Source organism: Caballeronia sp. AZ10_KS36 (assembly GCF_023631105.1).
Taxonomy (GTDB): domain Bacteria; phylum Pseudomonadota; class Gammaproteobacteria; order Burkholderiales; family Burkholderiaceae; genus Caballeronia.
Map to the genome: position 1 here is coordinate 37,002 of NZ_JALQDQ010000037.1, position 15,895 is coordinate 52,896.

At 66.5% G+C, this 15,895-nt stretch carries 11 protein-coding genes; 7 read left to right on the forward strand and 4 right to left on the reverse strand.

What is annotated here, in order from left to right:
* The first annotated feature begins 412 nt into the window (after positions 1–412).
* Positions 413–1,564, forward strand: coding sequence for a porin (locus NCR35_RS22730; protein WP_250536198.1), 1,152 nt, complete (start codon positions 413–415; stop codon positions 1,562–1,564).
* Positions 1,565–1,662: 98 nt separating this feature from the next.
* On the opposite strand, the gene NCR35_RS22735 is transcribed toward NCR35_RS22730, so the two are convergent.
* Entirely contained in the window at positions 1,663–2,532 is an 870-nt protein-coding gene (locus NCR35_RS22735; protein ID WP_244850676.1) for a manganese catalase family protein, read from the reverse strand.
* 412 nt (positions 2,533–2,944) lie between these two features.
* Between NCR35_RS22735 and NCR35_RS22740 the strand changes: the two genes are divergently transcribed.
* Positions 2,945–4,114, forward strand: coding sequence for a zinc-dependent alcohol dehydrogenase (locus tag NCR35_RS22740; protein WP_250536199.1), 1,170 nt, complete (start codon positions 2,945–2,947; stop codon positions 4,112–4,114).
* Between the two features lie 252 nt (positions 4,115–4,366).
* Entirely contained in the window at positions 4,367–6,109 is a 1,743-nt protein-coding gene (locus NCR35_RS22745; RefSeq protein WP_250536529.1) for a ShlB/FhaC/HecB family hemolysin secretion/activation protein, read from the forward strand.
* 42 nt (positions 6,110–6,151) lie between these two features.
* Here NCR35_RS22745 and NCR35_RS22750 read toward each other — a convergent pair whose 3' ends face one another.
* The 3 genes from NCR35_RS22750 to NCR35_RS22760 all read right to left on the reverse strand — a co-directional run bounded on the left by NCR35_RS22750 (position 6,152) and on the right by NCR35_RS22760 (position 10,322).
* A complete protein-coding gene (locus NCR35_RS22750) occupies positions 6,152–8,488 on the reverse strand; it encodes a two-partner secretion domain-containing protein (RefSeq protein WP_250536200.1) in 2,337 nt (778 codons plus the stop codon).
* 289 nt (positions 8,489–8,777) lie between these two features.
* On the reverse strand, positions 8,778–9,146 hold the full coding sequence (locus NCR35_RS22755) for a hypothetical protein (RefSeq protein ID WP_244850673.1): 369 nt from the start codon (positions 9,144–9,146) through the stop codon (positions 8,778–8,780).
* A 69-nt stretch (positions 9,147–9,215) separates the two neighbouring features.
* Positions 9,216–10,322 carry an NADH:flavin oxidoreductase/NADH oxidase gene (locus tag NCR35_RS22760; RefSeq protein WP_250536201.1) on the reverse strand — a complete coding sequence of 369 codons (1,107 nt, stop codon included), beginning with the start codon at positions 10,320–10,322 and terminating at the stop codon, positions 9,216–9,218.
* Positions 10,323–10,556: 234 nt separating this feature from the next.
* Between NCR35_RS22760 and NCR35_RS22765 the strand changes: the two genes are divergently transcribed.
* The 4 genes from NCR35_RS22765 (at position 10,557) to NCR35_RS22780 (ending at position 15,791) form a co-directional block, all read left to right on the forward strand.
* Positions 10,557–11,204, forward strand: coding sequence for a 4'-phosphopantetheinyl transferase family protein (locus NCR35_RS22765; protein ID WP_250536202.1), 648 nt, complete (start codon positions 10,557–10,559; stop codon positions 11,202–11,204).
* A gap of 221 nt (positions 11,205–11,425) precedes the next feature.
* A complete protein-coding gene (locus NCR35_RS22770) occupies positions 11,426–12,121 on the forward strand; it encodes an ABC transporter ATP-binding protein (protein ID WP_244850670.1) in 696 nt (231 codons plus the stop codon).
* Entirely contained in the window at positions 12,118–14,679 is a 2,562-nt protein-coding gene (locus tag NCR35_RS22775; RefSeq protein WP_250536203.1) for an FtsX-like permease family protein, read from the forward strand. Before NCR35_RS22770 ends, NCR35_RS22775 begins: the two co-directional genes overlap by 4 nt.
* Positions 14,679–15,791 carry a lipocalin-like domain-containing protein gene (locus tag NCR35_RS22780; protein ID WP_502801715.1) on the forward strand — a complete coding sequence of 371 codons (1,113 nt, stop codon included), beginning with the start codon at positions 14,679–14,681 and terminating at the stop codon, positions 15,789–15,791. Before NCR35_RS22775 ends, NCR35_RS22780 begins: the two co-directional genes overlap by 1 nt.
* Positions 15,792–15,895: the final 104 nt, after the last annotated feature.

A 15,895-nucleotide genomic window follows, 5' to 3' on the forward strand; every position in this document is an offset into this window, starting at 1 on the left:
CTGACGAGCGATGTGAAAAGCGGGGCGGTCTCCTCTCGCGAAACCGCCCCGTGTCCTCAGACTGCAACTCGTGTCAAAGACTTTAGACCTTCGAAAGATTAACGAGCGCGATTGCGTCAATCAACGCGCTCATCTGCAAAGCACCTCTCCAGATGGCGCATGAATAACGTGGTCCGTGTGCAACATCCAAATCATCGACTGTTAAGTTTCGATGACACTAAGCAATTGACCGCAAAGCATTAACACGCGCTCGAGCGTGCTCATTCCAGTTTTAGCAATAGTTTCTTACCCGGCAAAACGCGCCGAATAACGCGACGTATGCGAGCGCTTTGCTTAAAGTGTGTCGAGCCTTCCGGGGACAAGGCGCATCGCCCCGGGAAGCCTTTGCTCTAAATCAGGACACACAGCAACCATGAAAAGAAATCTCCTCATTGTGGGCGTGCTCGGCGCCTTTGCGGCTTCGGCACAGGCACAAAGCAGCGTCACGCTATACGGCATGCTGGACGCCGGCCTCGTGTACGCCAATAACGCTGGCGGCCACAGCAATTGGCAACAAGGCAGCGGTTCCGTCTCCGATACGTATTTCGGCTTGCGCGGCAGCGAAGATCTGGGCGGCGGGTTGCACGCGCTCTTCAAGTTGGAGAGCGGCTTCAACCTGAATAACGGTGGCTTCAATCAGGCCGGCATGTTCAACCGTCAAGCGTATGTCGGTCTGCAAAGCGATCAGTTCGGTACTGTCACGCTGGGCCGTCAATACGATTCGATGGTCGATTTTCTCGGACCGATCTCCGAAGCGGGCGCGGGCTATGGCAACAACCTGAGCGCGCATCCGTTCGATAACGACAATCTCGACAACTCGTTCTCGATCAAGAATTCGGTCAAGTATCGCAGCGCGAATTACGCGGGCTTCAAGTTCGGCGGTCTGTATGGCTTCAGCAACGACGCCGGCCAGTTCTCGAATAACCGCGCATGGAGCGCCGGCGCGTCGTACACGGCCGGCCCGCTGAACTTCGCGGCGGCTTACCTGCAAACGAACAACTCGCGCAACTTCAATTCGGGCGGCGCGGTATCGGCGGGGCAGAGCAACAAGGGCAACCTGACGGCGGACCTGCAACGCACGTTCGGCGCAGGCGTGAACTACGCCTACGGTCCGGCGACGGTGGGCTTCGTGTGGACGAACACGCACTATGACGGCCTGATCGCGGCGTCGCAGGGCGGCGCGTCGTTCACGCTCCCGACCGGCACGAACCTGCATCTGAACAACTTCGAGCTGAACGGCCGCTATGCGCTGACGCCGGCTTTGAACCTCGACGCCGCCTACACGTACACCGACGGCAAGCTCACCGGTTCGAACGGCACGGGCGATCCGAAGTGGCATACCGTCTCGCTGCAAGCCGACTACTCGCTGTCGCGCCGCACCGATGTCTATGTCGAAGGCGTGTATCAGCATGCGTCCGGCCAGCTCGGCAACGCAGGCGCGAACGTCGCGATCATCAACACGCTGTCGCCGTCGACCTCGCAGAATCAGGTCGCCGCTGCGGTGGGTCTGCGTCACCGCTTCTAAGCTGCACTGAGTTTCACCAACGCTTCACCAAAGCAAACGGCCGCGATCGTAACGATCGCGGCCGTTTGTTTATTCGGCGTCGTCGCGCGATGGGCGCGTCAGACTGCCTTGCCCGAGCCCAGGTCCGCGCCCGTCACGGGGTCGGCGGCGGGGTCGGACGCAGTGCGCGTCGCCATCGTGGTGAGCGCGTCCTTCTCCAGCTCGCTCACGGTCACGCTCGCCGTGCCGTCGCCGCCATCCACTGCGGGCTGCGGGTCCTCGACGAACTTCCAGTCGCCGCCTTCGTTCCACGGACCGCGTGCGTCGTCGCCCTTGGACATATTGAAGTACACGCTCGTGAACTCCGGCACGCCCGGCAGCTTGCCTTGCGGGAAGTTCGGCTGAATGGAATGCAGCGCCTTCTCGAACGACTTCTGATGCGCGATCTCACGCGTCATCAGAAAGCCGAGCGCGTCCTTGATGCCGGGATCATCCGTCACGTTGATCAGGCGCTCATACACGATCTTCGCGCGCGCTTCGGCTGCGATGTTCGAGCGCAAGTCGGCCGTCGGCTCGCCGATGGTGTCGATATACGCCGCCGTCCACGGCACGCCGGCCGAGTTCGTGAGCGGCGTGCCCGCGCCGTAGAGAATCGCGGTCGTGTGCGAATCGTTGCCGTTGCCCGTCATCGAGCGATACAGCTCGGCTTCCTGCTCCACCGCTTCGGCGAGCGCACCCTTCGCGCCCTTGTTCAGCATCGCGACGATGCTGCCGATCACTTCGAGGTGGCTCATCTCTTCCGTCGCGATATCGAACAGCATGTCCTTGCGGCCCGGATCGTCTTCGGTCACTGCTTGCGTGAAATAGCGCATGGCGGCGGCAAGCTCGCCTTGCGGGCCGCCGAACTGCTCGAGGAGCAGATTGGCTAAGCCGGGATTGGGCGCGGCAACGCGCACCGTGTATTGCAGACGTTTGTTGTGTATGAACATGGCAGGCTCCTTCGATGAAAGTGCGAGAGTTCCAAACAAGCGATGCGGGGAAGCGCCATCGAGCGTCCAAGGTTAGATCCGGATGGGCGCATGGATTGATTAGCAGTGGGTATTCCCACGGCGCGCCCCGGTCGTTGGATTTTTCCAATCGCGTCGATAGGGGCGACGCGCGGCGCGGCTCACGCGGCGGTTTTCCCAAGCGTGGGGCATTTGTCGGCTAGGGCGATCGCACGTCTGCGTCAGTCGCGTCGTTGCATTGCTTACCTGCTGCACGCGATGCCCACGTGTGTCATGGACATCCGCAGTGCGGCAAGGCGGAACACGCGTTGCTGCACCTGCGTTGCGGTCGACGCTCTTGCTACTCAGCGATTCGACTCGCGACCCGACCTTTCACTCCCGCTGGAGGTAAACAATGAAGGCGCTGATTTGGCAAGGCAAGAAAGACATCCGCTACGAGACAGTCCCGGACCCGGTCATCGAGCACCCGCGCGATGCCATCATCAAGGTATCGACGTGTGCAATCTGCGGTTCGGACCTGCATCTCTTCGACGGCTTCATGCCTGGCATGGAATCCGGCGACGTCATGGGCCACGAGTTCATGGGTGAGGTGGTCGAGGTCGGCGCGGGGAACAGCGCGCTCAAGAAGGGCGATCGCATCGTCGTGCCGTTCACGATCGTTTGCGGCGAGTGCGATCAGTGCAAGCGCGGCAATTTCTCGGTGTGCGAACGCAGCAACCGGAACAAGGATGTCGCGGACAAGGTCTTCGGCCACACGACAGCGGGCCTCTTCGGCTACACGCACCTGACGGGCGGCTATCCCGGCGGACAAGCCGAATACGTGCGCGTGCCGTTCGCCGACAAGACGCACGTCAAGATTCCGGATGGCCTGACCGACGAGCAAGTGCTCTTTCTCGGCGATATCTTCCCGACCGGCTGGCAGGCCGCCGTGCAATGCGATATCGAACCGACGGACACGGTCGCGATCTGGGGCGCGGGCCCGGTCGGACAGATGGCGATTCGCAGCGCGGTGCTCCTGGGCGCGAAGCAGGTGATCGCGATCGACTGCGTGCCCGAGCGCCTCGCGATGGCGCGCGCGGGCGGCGCGACCGTCATCAACTTCAAGGAAGAAAGCGTGCTGGAACGTCTGGCCGATCTCACGCAGGGCAAGGGTCCGGAGAAGTGCATCGACGCCGTGGGCATGGAATCGCACGCCACGCGTTCCGTCGATGCCATGTACGACCGCGCGAAGCAGGCCGTGATGCTGGAGACGGACCGCCCGCACGTGCTGCGCGAGATGATCTACGTGTGCCGTCCGGCGGGCACGCTGTCGGTGCCGGGCGTGTACGGCGGACTCATCGACAAGATTCCGTTCGGCGCCGCGATGAACAAGGGACTGACGTGGCGCATGGGTCAGACGCACGTGAACCGCTGGACCGACGACCTGCTCAGGCGCATTCAGGAAGGACAGATCGATCCGTCGTTCGTCATCACGCACACGGTGTCGCTCGCGGACGGACCGGCCATGTACAAAACGTTCCGCGACAAGGAAGACGGCTGCATCAAGGTGGTGCTGAAGCCGTGAACGCGTGATGCGTCGCGCGCGGGTAAGCTGAGTGGTCCGCTTACCGTGCGCTTTCGCACATTCGCGCCGGACGCACGCTGGCGGGCCGGACCGCCGCCGATATATAGTCGGCGGCCCAGCAACGGACAGCATCGGAGGCGGCGTGACACACGCTGACACGGACATTGACACGGCGCGGCGCGGCTTGCCTGCCCGCCGCGTCGAGAGTCGGGCCATGCGCCTTCGCGGCGCATGACGCGTCTTTTTCCGCCGATGCGCGCGCTGGCCGTCGCGGTGGCGGCTTTCTGCGCGCAGATGGGCGATGCCGCCGCGCAGGCTTATCGCGATGTCGCGCCGATTGCGCCGCCCGCCGCCGAGCGCCCGCGCGCGCCGCAGCCGCCGCAGCCAGCGGCCGACGAGTCGCAGGCCGTCGCCATCGAAGACTTGCGCGGCATTGCGTTCGCGCGCGCAGGCGAGGCCGCATCGGGCAATCGCCAATCCGCCGCGCAGGGCGCGATCACGTCCACGGACCTTCCGCTCGTCGACGCCGCGTTTCTCGACACCTTCGCTGCCGATCTCGGCAAGCCGCTCACCTTCGCGCGTCTCGCGCAGATCCGCCGCGCGGTCGTGCAGCGATATCGCGACGCGGGCCAGCCGCTCGTCGATGTCTACGTGCCCGAGCAGGACGTGAGCAACGGCGTGGTGACCATCGCGGTCGCCGAGTTCCGCGCGGGGCGCGTGATGGCGAAGGGCAACCGCTATTTCTCCGATGCGCTGCTCACGCGCGAGATGCCGCTTGCGAGCGGCGAGCCGATCCACGAGGCCGATGTCGCAGCGGGGCTCGCGCTGCTCAACGCGAATCCGTATCGCCGAGTCGATGTGATCTATGCGCCGGGCGAGGCGCAGAACACGACCGACGTCGTGCTGCAAACCGAAGACCGCCTGCCGCTGCGCGTCTACGGCGGCTATAACAACGACGGCGTGCGCGATCTGGGACGCGACCGCTTTCTCGCGGGCTTCGACTACGGCAACCTGTTCGGCATCGACGCGCGCATCGGCTATCAGGCGACGGCGAGCAACGACCTCTTTTCGGGCAACCCCGACATCGAAGGACGCCCCGACCGCCCGCGCTTCGTCGCCCACGCGTTCAACTTTTTTGCGCCGCTGCCGTGGCTCGATCGCATCGAACTATTCGGCGTGTTCGCGCAAAGCACGCCGCGCCTGCCGGACAGTTACGGACAGACCGGCACCAGTTCGCAGGTGAGCTTTCGCTACGACCGCGTGCTTGCGCCGCTCGACAACGCAGGCGCATGGCAGCAGCAAGTTCAGCTCGGCTATGACTTCAAGCGCTCGAACAACGACCTCGAATTCGGCGGCTTTCAGGTATTCAACGCGAACACGCATATCCACCAGTTCGTGCTGGCCTACGATCTCACGAACAGCGACCCGGCGCGCGGCACGCATCTGAACGCGTCGCTCTTTGCGAGTCCCGGCCGTCTCGACAGCAGCAACAACGAAGCCGCCTTCGATGCCGCGCGGCTCGGCGCGACGCCGCGTTATCAGTACTTCCAACTGTCGGGGCAGCATGAGTCGCTCTTGGGCGCGTCGGGGTTTTCGGTGTCCGCGCGGGCGCTTTTCCAGTGGACCGGCAACACGCTTTTGCCGAGCGAAGAGCTCGGGCTAGGCGGCGACGCGACCGTGCGCGGCTACGAGCCGTATGCGGCGCAAGGCGATCGCGGCTGGAACGTGCAGACCGAAATGCGCGCGCCCGCGCTCACCTTAGGCGTCGCGGCGATGCAGCCGTTCATATTCTTCGATGCCGGACACGTGTGGAACCGCATTCCCGAAGCGGGCGAGGTCAACAACGCGTCGCTTGCGAGCGTCGGCGCGGGCATTCGCTTCCAGATGGGGCGCTTCGTCAGCGTGCGGGGAACGTTCGGCTTTCCGCTGAAAGCGGTCGTGCCGAACGGATCGAAGGCGCCGCTCGGCGAAGTGTTCGTCGTAATCGGAAGTTGAAGGGCGGGCGGCTGCCCGCCCTTCAACTTCCTGCGAGACGCGTCAGGGCCGCGCCTTCTCCCAGCTCAGAACCGGATGCGTCGCGTTCGCCGGCATCGTCCACGCGCCGCCCGGGCCGAAGTTCCACGACGCGAAGTTGCCCGGCACGCGCATTTGCGGGTTCGAGAGCCCGTTCGCGTCGCCCGGCGCGGTGCCGTTGTCGACGGCCACGGCGCTCGTGCGCGTCGTCGTGTCGCGGTTCCAGTAGACGTTGTTGCCGATCACGCCCTCGTTCAACGCCGCGATGCCGCCGTACGCGGCAAACGGCGGTCCGCCGCCGCCGACCTGACCGACCGCGAACGATTCGTTGATGACGCCCGCGCTGCCGTTGTCGTAGACGAGTCCGCCGTCGCCGGTCTGGCCGCCGGTGCTGCCGGTCGCGTAGGACTGCGTGATGGTGCCGTTATTGAAGGCGACGAGCCCGCCCACCGATGCGTGCGAGCCGCCGGTCACATTGCCCGTCGCATACGACTGCGCGATGGTTCCGGTGTTCACGCCCACGAGGCCGCCGGACGGGCCCTGAAACCCGACCGTCGCGCTGCTCGACGAACGCTCGATGCGGCCGTTGTTCGCGCCGACGAGCCCGCCGTTGCCTCCGCCGCCGAAGCCGCCGAACGACAAGTCGCCCGAGGTTGACGCATACGTGATCAGGCCGTTGTTCTGCGCGGCGAGCAGGCCGTAGGTTCCGGGCGCGCCGCCGCCCACGCTGGCGTTCGTCAGCTTGATGTCGCGCACGACGCCGCTCGCGCCGATCACCCCGAACATGCCGACATAGCCCGACGACGAAGAATCGCTGACCGCGAGCCGGTCGATGCCGTGGCCGAAACCGTCGAACTGGCCGGTGAACGGCGTGTCGGGCGTCGCGCCGATCGGCGTGAAGAAGTTGGGATACGCGGTCGCGCTCGCGTCGATGTCCTTGCCGAGCGCATAGTTGCCCGCGAGGTTTTGCGAGACGCCGCCGAGATCGGCGAGCGTGTTGACGAGCTTGTACGCGGTGATCTGCGTGACGACGCCGCTATACGGCGCGGCCGTCCAGCCGGCGTGCGTGAGCAGCGTGCCGGGCGCGTAGCTGCCGTTCATGTCGTAGAGTGCGCTCACGATGCCCGTGCTGCCCGACCAGTCGATCTTGCCGCGATTGGTCACGCTGCCGCCGTTGTCGACGCCGTTCGCATCGGCGCGCAGCGTGAGATTGCCGCCGCCCGTGTTCGCGATAGTGGATGCCTGCGCCACCGTGACGTCATGCGCCGCGCCGAGCGTCAATGACGCGTTGCCGTTCCATCGCACGTTGCCGTTCACGGTCAGATCGCCGCCGGACTGCGCAATCACGGACGTGCCGTTGGCGAGGCTGCGCGACACCGCATTCGCGGTGGCGCTGTCGATGGCGAGCGTCGGCGACGCGAGCGACCACTCGCCTGCGACAACGTTTGCGTTCGCGACGTCGAGCGTGGCCGCGCGGGTTTCGACCGTGCCGCCGCTGCCGTTGGCATTCGTCGCGGCGAGCGTGCCCGCCGCGTGCACCGCGCCCTGATCGGCGACGAGCCACACGTGGCCGTCGCGCTTCGCAGTGCCGGTCGCGCGGATCGCCGCGTTGTTGCCCGCGAGCGCGTAGACGTTGCCGTCGGCGGCCTGAAGGCTCGCCTGCGCGGCTCGGATCACGCCCGCGTTCGCGACCGTGCCTTGGCTGCCCGTCTGCACGAAAATCTGCTGGCCGCTCGATGAATCGTGCAGCAGCACTTGTGCGCCTGTCGCCAGTTCCGCGCTGCCTTTGGGCGCGTCGATGGAGCCGGCGTTGACTGCGGCCGTGCGCGAGACGAGGAACACATCGCCGCCGCTCGATCCGATCTTGCCGAGATTCGCCACGACGCCGCGGCCGTCGCCGGAAAACGTGAGGTCGCCGCCTTTCATGAAGGCCGCGTCGCTCACGTTCAGCGACGACGCGACGAAGCGCCCGCCCGTCGCGACCACGCCGCCCGGCCCGATCACCACGCCTTGCGGGTTAATGAGATACACGCTGCCGCTCGCCGTGAGCTGGCCGAGAATGGTGGACGGATCGCCGCCCGTCACGCGATTGAGCGTCGCGCCGTTGCCGTTGTTGAACGTGACCTGGCGGCCGCTGCCGATGGAAAAGCTCTTCCAGTCGATCACGCCGCGCGTCGAAGTCTGATCGATCACGAGCGACCGGCCGCCGCCGGTGATCGAACCGCTGCCCGCGGCGAACTGGCCGCCGCTCGGCAGCGGCGGCGCGGCGTGCGCGGCGTGAAGACCGACGATGAGCGGCACGATGGCCGAGAGCGGCCGAAGCCGCGAGGCGCGACTGAAAGAACCGATGCTGCACTGCATACACCCTCCGGACTGTGTCGATTTGTTTTTCGTTTGGCCGCTGACGGTGTAGCCGCGCCGTCATCGACTAGCGAGAGGGCGAACATCGATGTGCGAGCAGGCGGCACGAATTTAGCAACGCGCCCGAACGCCGAAGTGTGTGCTACCGCACATTGGTGCCGCAGAAAAAATACGCACGGTCGAAGGCTTGCTGCAAGGCGCTGGCAACCGGCTTGTCAAGCGAAATAAGCGTGGGGCGAAAGGGCGTTCTGTCGGACGAAAACAACGCCGCGCGCGTGGTTGCGCGACTTCAGCGCGAGGGCCGCCGCCGGTCCGTCAGCTGAACGACGCACGCGTGGAAGATGCGCTGGACGAGCTCGCTCTCGTAGTCGAGGTCGTCGCCTTCGATGATCTTTTCGATGGCGCTGCGGCCTGCTTCGGTATCGAGCAGCGGACAGAAGCGCGACGCGAGCGCCTGCGCGGTAACGGAGAGTTTCGCGGTCTCGATCCAGTCGGCGGCGCGGTTGTGGTTATCCAGCCAGCGATGCGCGGCGCGCACCTGAAACGACGGTTCGGGCCACGCGCCTTCGAGATAGAACGCGCCGAGAAAGCCGCATGTGAGCCAGCAGAGAAGATGCACCCGGTCGTCGGGTCCGAGCGGATAGCGGACTTGACTCATGATGGCACCACATGACACGGCGACGCGCGACGGCTTGAAGATAGCACGCCGCGGCGTTGGCGCGGAGCCTCAGTCCTCTTCGAACAAGTCCCTATATTGATGCGGCTGCGAGCGCAGATACTGCTTCGGCGCGCGCACGTGCGCGCCCAGTTGCGCCGCCGCGTGCCACGGCCAGCGCGGGTCGTAGAGGGCGGTGCGGGCAAGCGCGATCATGTCCGCGTCGCCGGTTCCGATAATGCTTTCCGCCTGCTCGATGCCGGTGATCAGACCCACCGCGACGACCGGCATCTTCACCGCGCCCTTGACCGTGCGCGCAAGCGGCACCTGATAGCTGGGACCGACGGGAATCTTCTGCGCCGGGTGCAGGCCGCCGCTCGACACGTGGATCGAATCGCAGCCGCGCGCCTCCAGCGCCTGCGCAAACGCGATGGTCTGTTCGATATCCCAGCCGCCTTCCACCCAGTCCGTGCCGGACACGCGCACCGTCACCGGCCGGTCCTCGGGGAAGGCGCCGCGCACGGCGTCGAAGACTTCGAGCGGAAAGCGCATGCGGTTTTCGAGCGAGCCGCCGTATTCGTCGTCGCGCCGGTTGGAAAGCGGCGACAGAAACTGATGCAGCAGATAGCCGTGTGCCGCGTGAATCTGAATGAGGTCGATGCCGAGTCGCGCGGCGCGTTGCGCCGAGGCGGCGAAGGCGTCGCGGATGCGTTCGAGCCCCGCGCGGTCGAGCGCGACCGGCGGCGTTTCGCTCTCTTCGTACGGCACGGACGAGGGCGCTTCGGTCTGCCAGCCATGCGCGTGGTCGGGCGCGAGCTGCGCGCCGCCTTCCCACGGCACTTCCGTCGATGCCTTGCGGCCCGCGTGGCTCAACTGAATCGCGATCGGCATGTCGGACCAGCGGCGGATGCCCTTCAGCGTGCGTTCGATGGCGGCTTCGGTCTCGTCATTCCATAAGCCGACATCCGCCCACGTGATGCGGCCTTCGGGCAGCACGGCGGTCGCCTCGATGGTGAGCAGCGCCGCGCCCGACAGCGCGAGCTGGCCGAGATGAATCAGATGCCAATCGTTCATGCAGCCGTCTTCGGCCGAGTACTGGCACATCGGTGCAATGACGATACGGTTCGCCAGTTCGAGGTTGCGCACGCGCGTGGGAGTGAACAAAGCAGCTTGTGCCATAAGGATTCTCCGGAAGAGCAGGGGGTCGAAAAGGGCAGCAATCGATATTCCGGCATGCCGGCGCCACGATGCCCCGCATGCATTGCATGCTAAATGAAGGCCGGCTCCTAAGCATTTGTTAAGGAACCGTTCCCGAAAATGCAGGTTGGCCCGCCCGCGGGCGCCCCACAAAACAACCTGCGAGGTGGCCGCCATGCCGCATTCCTTTGCCCTTCGACCGAGCCTGCATGCGTGATGCAAGGCGTCTGCACTTCTTTCCCGCTGAAACTCGCCGATGACGCCGTGTGGCGTTATCACGACCTCGCCAAATCGCGCGCCGTCGACCGGCCGCCCGCGAGCGGCGAGCTGTGCCTCTGGCTCGTCACGAGCGAATTCCGTTTTGCGTCGGCGTCCAATGTCGGAAGCTGGCTGAGTGTCGCAGAGCGCAGGCGCGCGCGGCTGCATCCGCATTCGGCCATCGGGCGGCGTTTCGGCGTGGCGCGCGCGACGCTGCGGCTCGTCGTCTCGCAGATGTTCGACTGCCGTCCGCAAGAAGTCCAGGTCGAGGACGGCCCTGACGAACGCATCATCGCCACCGATCCGCGCGGCGAACGCAGCGTGCATGTCGATGTCGCGTACTCGGGCATCTGGATCGTGATCGCGGTAGGCGCGGCGAGCGTCGGAGTGGGCCTTATGGCGGATGCGCTCGCGGATGCGGCGCGTATCGCGAAGACGCGCGCCGAACGCAGCGAGAGCGGCGCGGATGCATCGTGGCACGCGGTCGTGCTGCCGATGCCCGGCGAAATTCGCGGCGTCGTGGCGGTCGGCGGCGCGGTGACGGAGGTGCAGGCGTTCGGCTGGGAGAAGCCGGCCGAAGCCGCTCCGGTGAAGTCGGGGCGGTGACGGCGGAACGGGGCGAGGCGCGGTCGGCGCTCCGCTCGGATCGTTCGCATTTCGAATGAATGCGTCGGCCTTTAACGGAAGTTATCCTAACGAACCTGCCGTCTACCATCCCAAGCGCGGCCAAACATCAGGCGAATGCGAAACGCGAACGGGCTTTCACATCGGATGAAACACCTTAGGCATAATACTCGTCACCCCGAGGATACTGAGCGCGCTTGCCTATGACACGCCCCGCACTGGAATGCCGCCGCCTTCACAAAACCTATGGTCCCGGCAGAACCATTCTTGCAGGGCTGGACTTCACGCTCGGCGCGAGCGAATTCATCGCGATCATGGGCGACTCGGGCGTGGGCAAATCCACGCTGCTCAATCTGATCGCGGGCCTCGACGCCCCCGATAGCGGCGAGATTCTGATCGACGGCGTCCCCATCTCCGCGATGAGCGACGAAGCCGCCACCAAGACGCGGCGCGAGAAGCTCGGCTTCGTGTTTCAGGCGTTCCACGTGCTGCCGCATCTGACGCTGGTGCAGAACGTCGCGGTGCCGCTGCTTCTGAACGGCCTGCCGACGACACCCGCCCACGGCATGCTCGCCGCCGTCGGTCTTTTCAATCGTCAGAACGATCTGCCGCGCCAGCTTTCCGGCGGCGAACTTCAGCGCGTCGCCATCGCGCGGGCGCTCGTGCATCGCCCGCGGCTGATACTCGCCGACGAACCGACCGGCAATCTCGATCCGCAAACCGCCCACGAAATTCTCGGGCTCTTCCACGCCGAAACGAAAGCGACCGGAGCGGCCGCGATCATGGTCACGCATTCCGAAGCCGCCGCCGCGTTCGCGGACCGCGTGCTGATCCTCGCCGACGGCACGCTGCACGAAGCCGCGTCGCTGGCGGCGTTCAACGAGTCGCGCGCACGATGACGGCGCGCGCCGCCGGTCATCGCATGCTCGCGCGCTGGCTGCTGGGCGCTCAATGGCGCAGTCATCGCGGGCGGGCGCTCGTCGCCGTGCTGACGATCGCGCTCGGCGTCGGGCTGGGTTACGCGGTGCAACTCATCAACAGCGCGGCCTTCAACGAGTTCTCCGCCGCCGCGCGCAGCCTGTCGGGGCAGGCGGACTTGCAGGTGCGCGGCGCGCAACAGTTCATCGACGAGCGCCTTTATCCGATGCTCGCCATGCGCCGGGGCGTCGTCGTGGCGAGCCCCGTGCTGGAACTCGACGTCGCGGTGCCGAAGCAGACCACGCCGCTCAAGGTGCTCGGCATCGACGTGTTCCGCGCGAAGCGCATCGCGCCCGATCTGACCGGCGTGCCGTCGCCGCAGACGCCGCTCGACGTCTTGTCGGACGACGCCATCTTTCTCTCGACCGCCGCGCAGCAATGGCTGAACACGCGCGTCGGCGCGGATGTCGAATTGCAGAACGCCACCTCGCCGGTGCGCTTGCGGGTGGCGGGCGGCATCGTGCGGGCCTTGCCCGGCCAGCGTATCGGCGTGATGGATATCGCCGCCGTGCAGTCGCGTTTCGGCGTGCAGGGACGGCTTTCGCGCGTGGATATTCAACTCGCGCGCGGCGTCGATCGCGAAGCGTTTCGCCGCGCGTTGCAGGACGAACTGGGCCCGCGCTTCGTCGTCGCGGAGACGCGCGACACCGAAAGCCGCACGGACAGGCTGTCGCGCGCTTACCGCATCAACATGAACGTGCTCGCGCTCGTTGCGCTCTTCACCGGCGCGTTCCTCGTCTTCTCGACGCAGGCGGCGGGCGTCGTGCGACGCCGCGCGCAATTCGCGATGCTGCGCGTGCTCGGCATGACGCGCGGCCAGCTCGTGCGGCAGATCATGACCGAAGGCGCGTTGCTCGGCGTGGCGGGCGCGCTGTTGGGCATCGCGCTCGGCTTCGCGGTGGCCGGACTCGCGCTGCGCTTCTTCGGCAGCGATCTGGGCGGCGGCTACTTCCCGGGCGTGCAGCCGCGTGTGCATTTCGAGCCGGTCTCGACCGCGATCTTTCTCGCGCTCGGCTTGGGCGTCGCGCTCGCGGGCACGTTCGTTCCCGCGCTCGAAGCGGTCCGCGCGCGCCCCGCGCCGGCACTGAAAGCGGGCAGCGAGGAAGCCGCGCTCTCGCCGCTTTCGACGCCGTGGCCCGCGCTCCTGTGCCTCGCGGCGGGCGCGGCGCTCACGCAGGCGCCGCCCATCGACGATGCGCCTATCGCGGGCTATCTCGCCGTCGCGCTTCTGCTGGTGGGCGGCATCGCGCTGATGCCGCGGCTCACGGCGATGGTCTTCGGCGCGGCGAGCGCGGCGTACGCCTGGCTGCGCCGCAACCGTAGCCGCAGCGCGGTGGGCACGCTCGCGCTCGCGCGGCTCGCGAACGCGCCGGGCCAGGCGTCGATCGCCATGGGCGGCGTGCTGTCGAGCTTCACGCTGATCGTCGCGATGGCGATCATGGTGGCGAGCTTCCGGATATCGGTGGTGGACTGGCTGGAGCATCTGCTTTCCGCCGATGTCTATGCGCGGCTCGCATCCACCGGCGATACGGGAGGCCTCACGCCGCAGCAGCAGGCGCAGATCGCGGCCACCGGCGGCGTCGCGCGGGCGGCGTTCTCGCGCTCGTCGCAGGTGACGCTCGATGCCTCGAAACCGCCGGTCGCCGTGATCGCCCGCGAGATCAACGGCGCGGACCCCGGCGCGATGCTGCAAATGACCGGCGCGACGCTGCCGCCCGAAGCGTGGCGCGCCGACGAAACGCCCGTGTGGGCGTCCGAGGCGATGGCCGATCTGTACGGCTATCGCACCGGCCAGCGCGTCACGCTGCCGCTCGGCGGCGCGGACGAACATTTCGTCGTGGCGGGCATCTGGCGCGACTACGTGCGGCAGACGGGCGCGCTGCAATTCCGGCTCGCGGACTATCGGCGGCTGACGGGCGACATGGGCGCGACCGAAGTGGCCATCACGTTGCGGCCGGGCGTGCGGGCGGGGCAGGTCATCGCGGCGCTGCAAAGCCTGCCGTTCGGCGACGCGCTTGAGTTCTCGCAGCCCGGCGACATCCGCTCGCGCACGCTGACCATCTTCGACCGCAGCTTCGCGGTGACGTATCTGCTGGAAGCGGTGGCGATCGTCATCGGCTTGTTCGGCGTCGCGGCGACGTTCTCGGTTCAGACGCTCGCGCGCTCACGCGAATTCGGCATGCTGCGCCATGTCGGCGTGACGCGAAAGCAGATCCTCGCGCTGCTCGCCTCCGAAGGCGGCCTGCTGACGCTGCTCGGCATTGCCATGGGCTGCGTGCTCGGCTTCGCCATCAGTCTGATCCTCGTTTTCGTGGTCAATCCGCAATCGTTCCACTGGACCATGTCGCTGCATGTGCCGTGGACGATGCTCGTCGTCATCGGCGTGGTGATGCTCGTGTCTTCCTGCACGACGGCGGTGCTGGCGGGGCGGCGCGCCGTATCGGTCGATGCGGTGCGCGCCGTGCGGGAGGACTGGTGATGCGCCGCTTCGGCTTCTTCATCGCGATGCTCGTGGCGCTGGCCGCGTTCTCTTCGACGAGCGCGCTCGCCGCCGATGCGCCGTTCGCGGTGGTCGTGCCGGGCCGGGCGATCGACTGGCCGCAGGACAGCGGCGCGCACCCCGCGTACCGCACGGAGTGGTGGTATGCGACCGGCTGGCTGCAAACGCCGGACAAGAAGCCGCTCGGCTTCCAGATCACCTTCTTTCGCTCGAACACGGGCAAGGGCGGCGGGGGCGCGTTCGATCCATCGCAGGTCATCGTCGCGCACGCCGCGCTCTCCGATCCGGCGTTCGGGCGGCTCGTGCACGATCAGGACATCGCGCGGCAGGGCTTCGGGCTCGCGTATGCGGCGAACGGCAACACCGACGTCAAGCTCGACGCATGGCGCATGGTCCGCGAAGCGGATGGCCGCTACACCGTGAGCGCAGATGCCGCCGGCTTCGCGCTGCATCTCACATTCACGCCGACGCAGCCGCCGATGATTCAGGGCGAGGGCGGTTACTCGCGCAAGGGGCCGTCGCCGGAAGAAGCGAGCTATTACTACAGCGAACCGCAGTTGCAGGTGACGGGAAGCGTCACGCGGCCCTCGGCGAAAGGCGCGGGCGATACGGTGGATGTCACCGGCAGCGCGTGGCTGGATCACGAGTGGTCGAGCACCTTGCTGCCCGCCGACGCCGCCGGCTGGGACTGGCTCGGCGCGAACCTCGACGACGGTTCCGCGCTGATGGCCTTCAAGGTCCGCAGCCGCGACGGCCGCGCGGTCTGGGCGCACGCCGCGCTGCGCGACCGCGATGGCCGCGCGACGCAATTCGGCCCCGGCGACGTCGAGTTCACGCCGGAACGGCAGTGGCGCTCGCCACGCACGAACACGCGCTATCCGGTTGCGATGACGGTGCGCGTCGGCGCGATGCGCTGGCGTCTCGCGCCGCTCATCGACGATCAGGAACTCGACTCGCGCGAATCGACCGGCGCGGTGTACTGGGAAGGCGCCGTGACGGTGTCGGGCCAAGGCGAGGCGGAAGGCAAGGGTGGACGCGGCTATCTCGAACTGACGGGCTACGGCAAGGAGGCCGAAGCAGGGAAGCGGTGACCAAGCGGTGAAGAAGCGGCGACTAAGCGGGCGACGAAGCGGCCGCCAGCAAGAACCCCGAAATAGGCCGACAATATAGGGGTTTACGCAAATTCACCGCCTCG

Coding starts and splice junctions, on each gene's coding strand:
- NCR35_RS22730 (WP_250536198.1), top strand. CDS start 413: ATGAAAAGAAATCTCCTCATTGTGGGCGTGCTCGGCGCCTTTGCGGCT.
- NCR35_RS22735 (WP_244850676.1), bottom strand. CDS start 2,532: ATGTTCATACACAACAAACGTCTGCAATACACGGTGCGCGTTGCCGCG.
- NCR35_RS22740 (WP_250536199.1), top strand. CDS start 2,945: ATGAAGGCGCTGATTTGGCAAGGCAAGAAAGACATCCGCTACGAGACA.
- NCR35_RS22745 (WP_250536529.1), top strand. CDS start 4,367: ATGCGCGCGCTGGCCGTCGCGGTGGCGGCTTTCTGCGCGCAGATGGGC.
- NCR35_RS22750 (WP_250536200.1), bottom strand. CDS start 8,488: ATGCAGTGCAGCATCGGTTCTTTCAGTCGCGCCTCGCGGCTTCGGCCG.
- NCR35_RS22755 (WP_244850673.1), bottom strand. CDS start 9,146: ATGAGTCAAGTCCGCTATCCGCTCGGACCCGACGACCGGGTGCATCTT.
- NCR35_RS22760 (WP_250536201.1), bottom strand. CDS start 10,322: ATGGCACAAGCTGCTTTGTTCACTCCCACGCGCGTGCGCAACCTCGAA.
- NCR35_RS22765 (WP_250536202.1), top strand. CDS start 10,557: ATGCAAGGCGTCTGCACTTCTTTCCCGCTGAAACTCGCCGATGACGCC.
- NCR35_RS22770 (WP_244850670.1), top strand. CDS start 11,426: ATGACACGCCCCGCACTGGAATGCCGCCGCCTTCACAAAACCTATGGT.
- NCR35_RS22775 (WP_250536203.1), top strand. CDS start 12,118: ATGACGGCGCGCGCCGCCGGTCATCGCATGCTCGCGCGCTGGCTGCTG.
- NCR35_RS22780 (WP_502801715.1), top strand. CDS start 14,679: ATGCGCCGCTTCGGCTTCTTCATCGCGATGCTCGTGGCGCTGGCCGCG.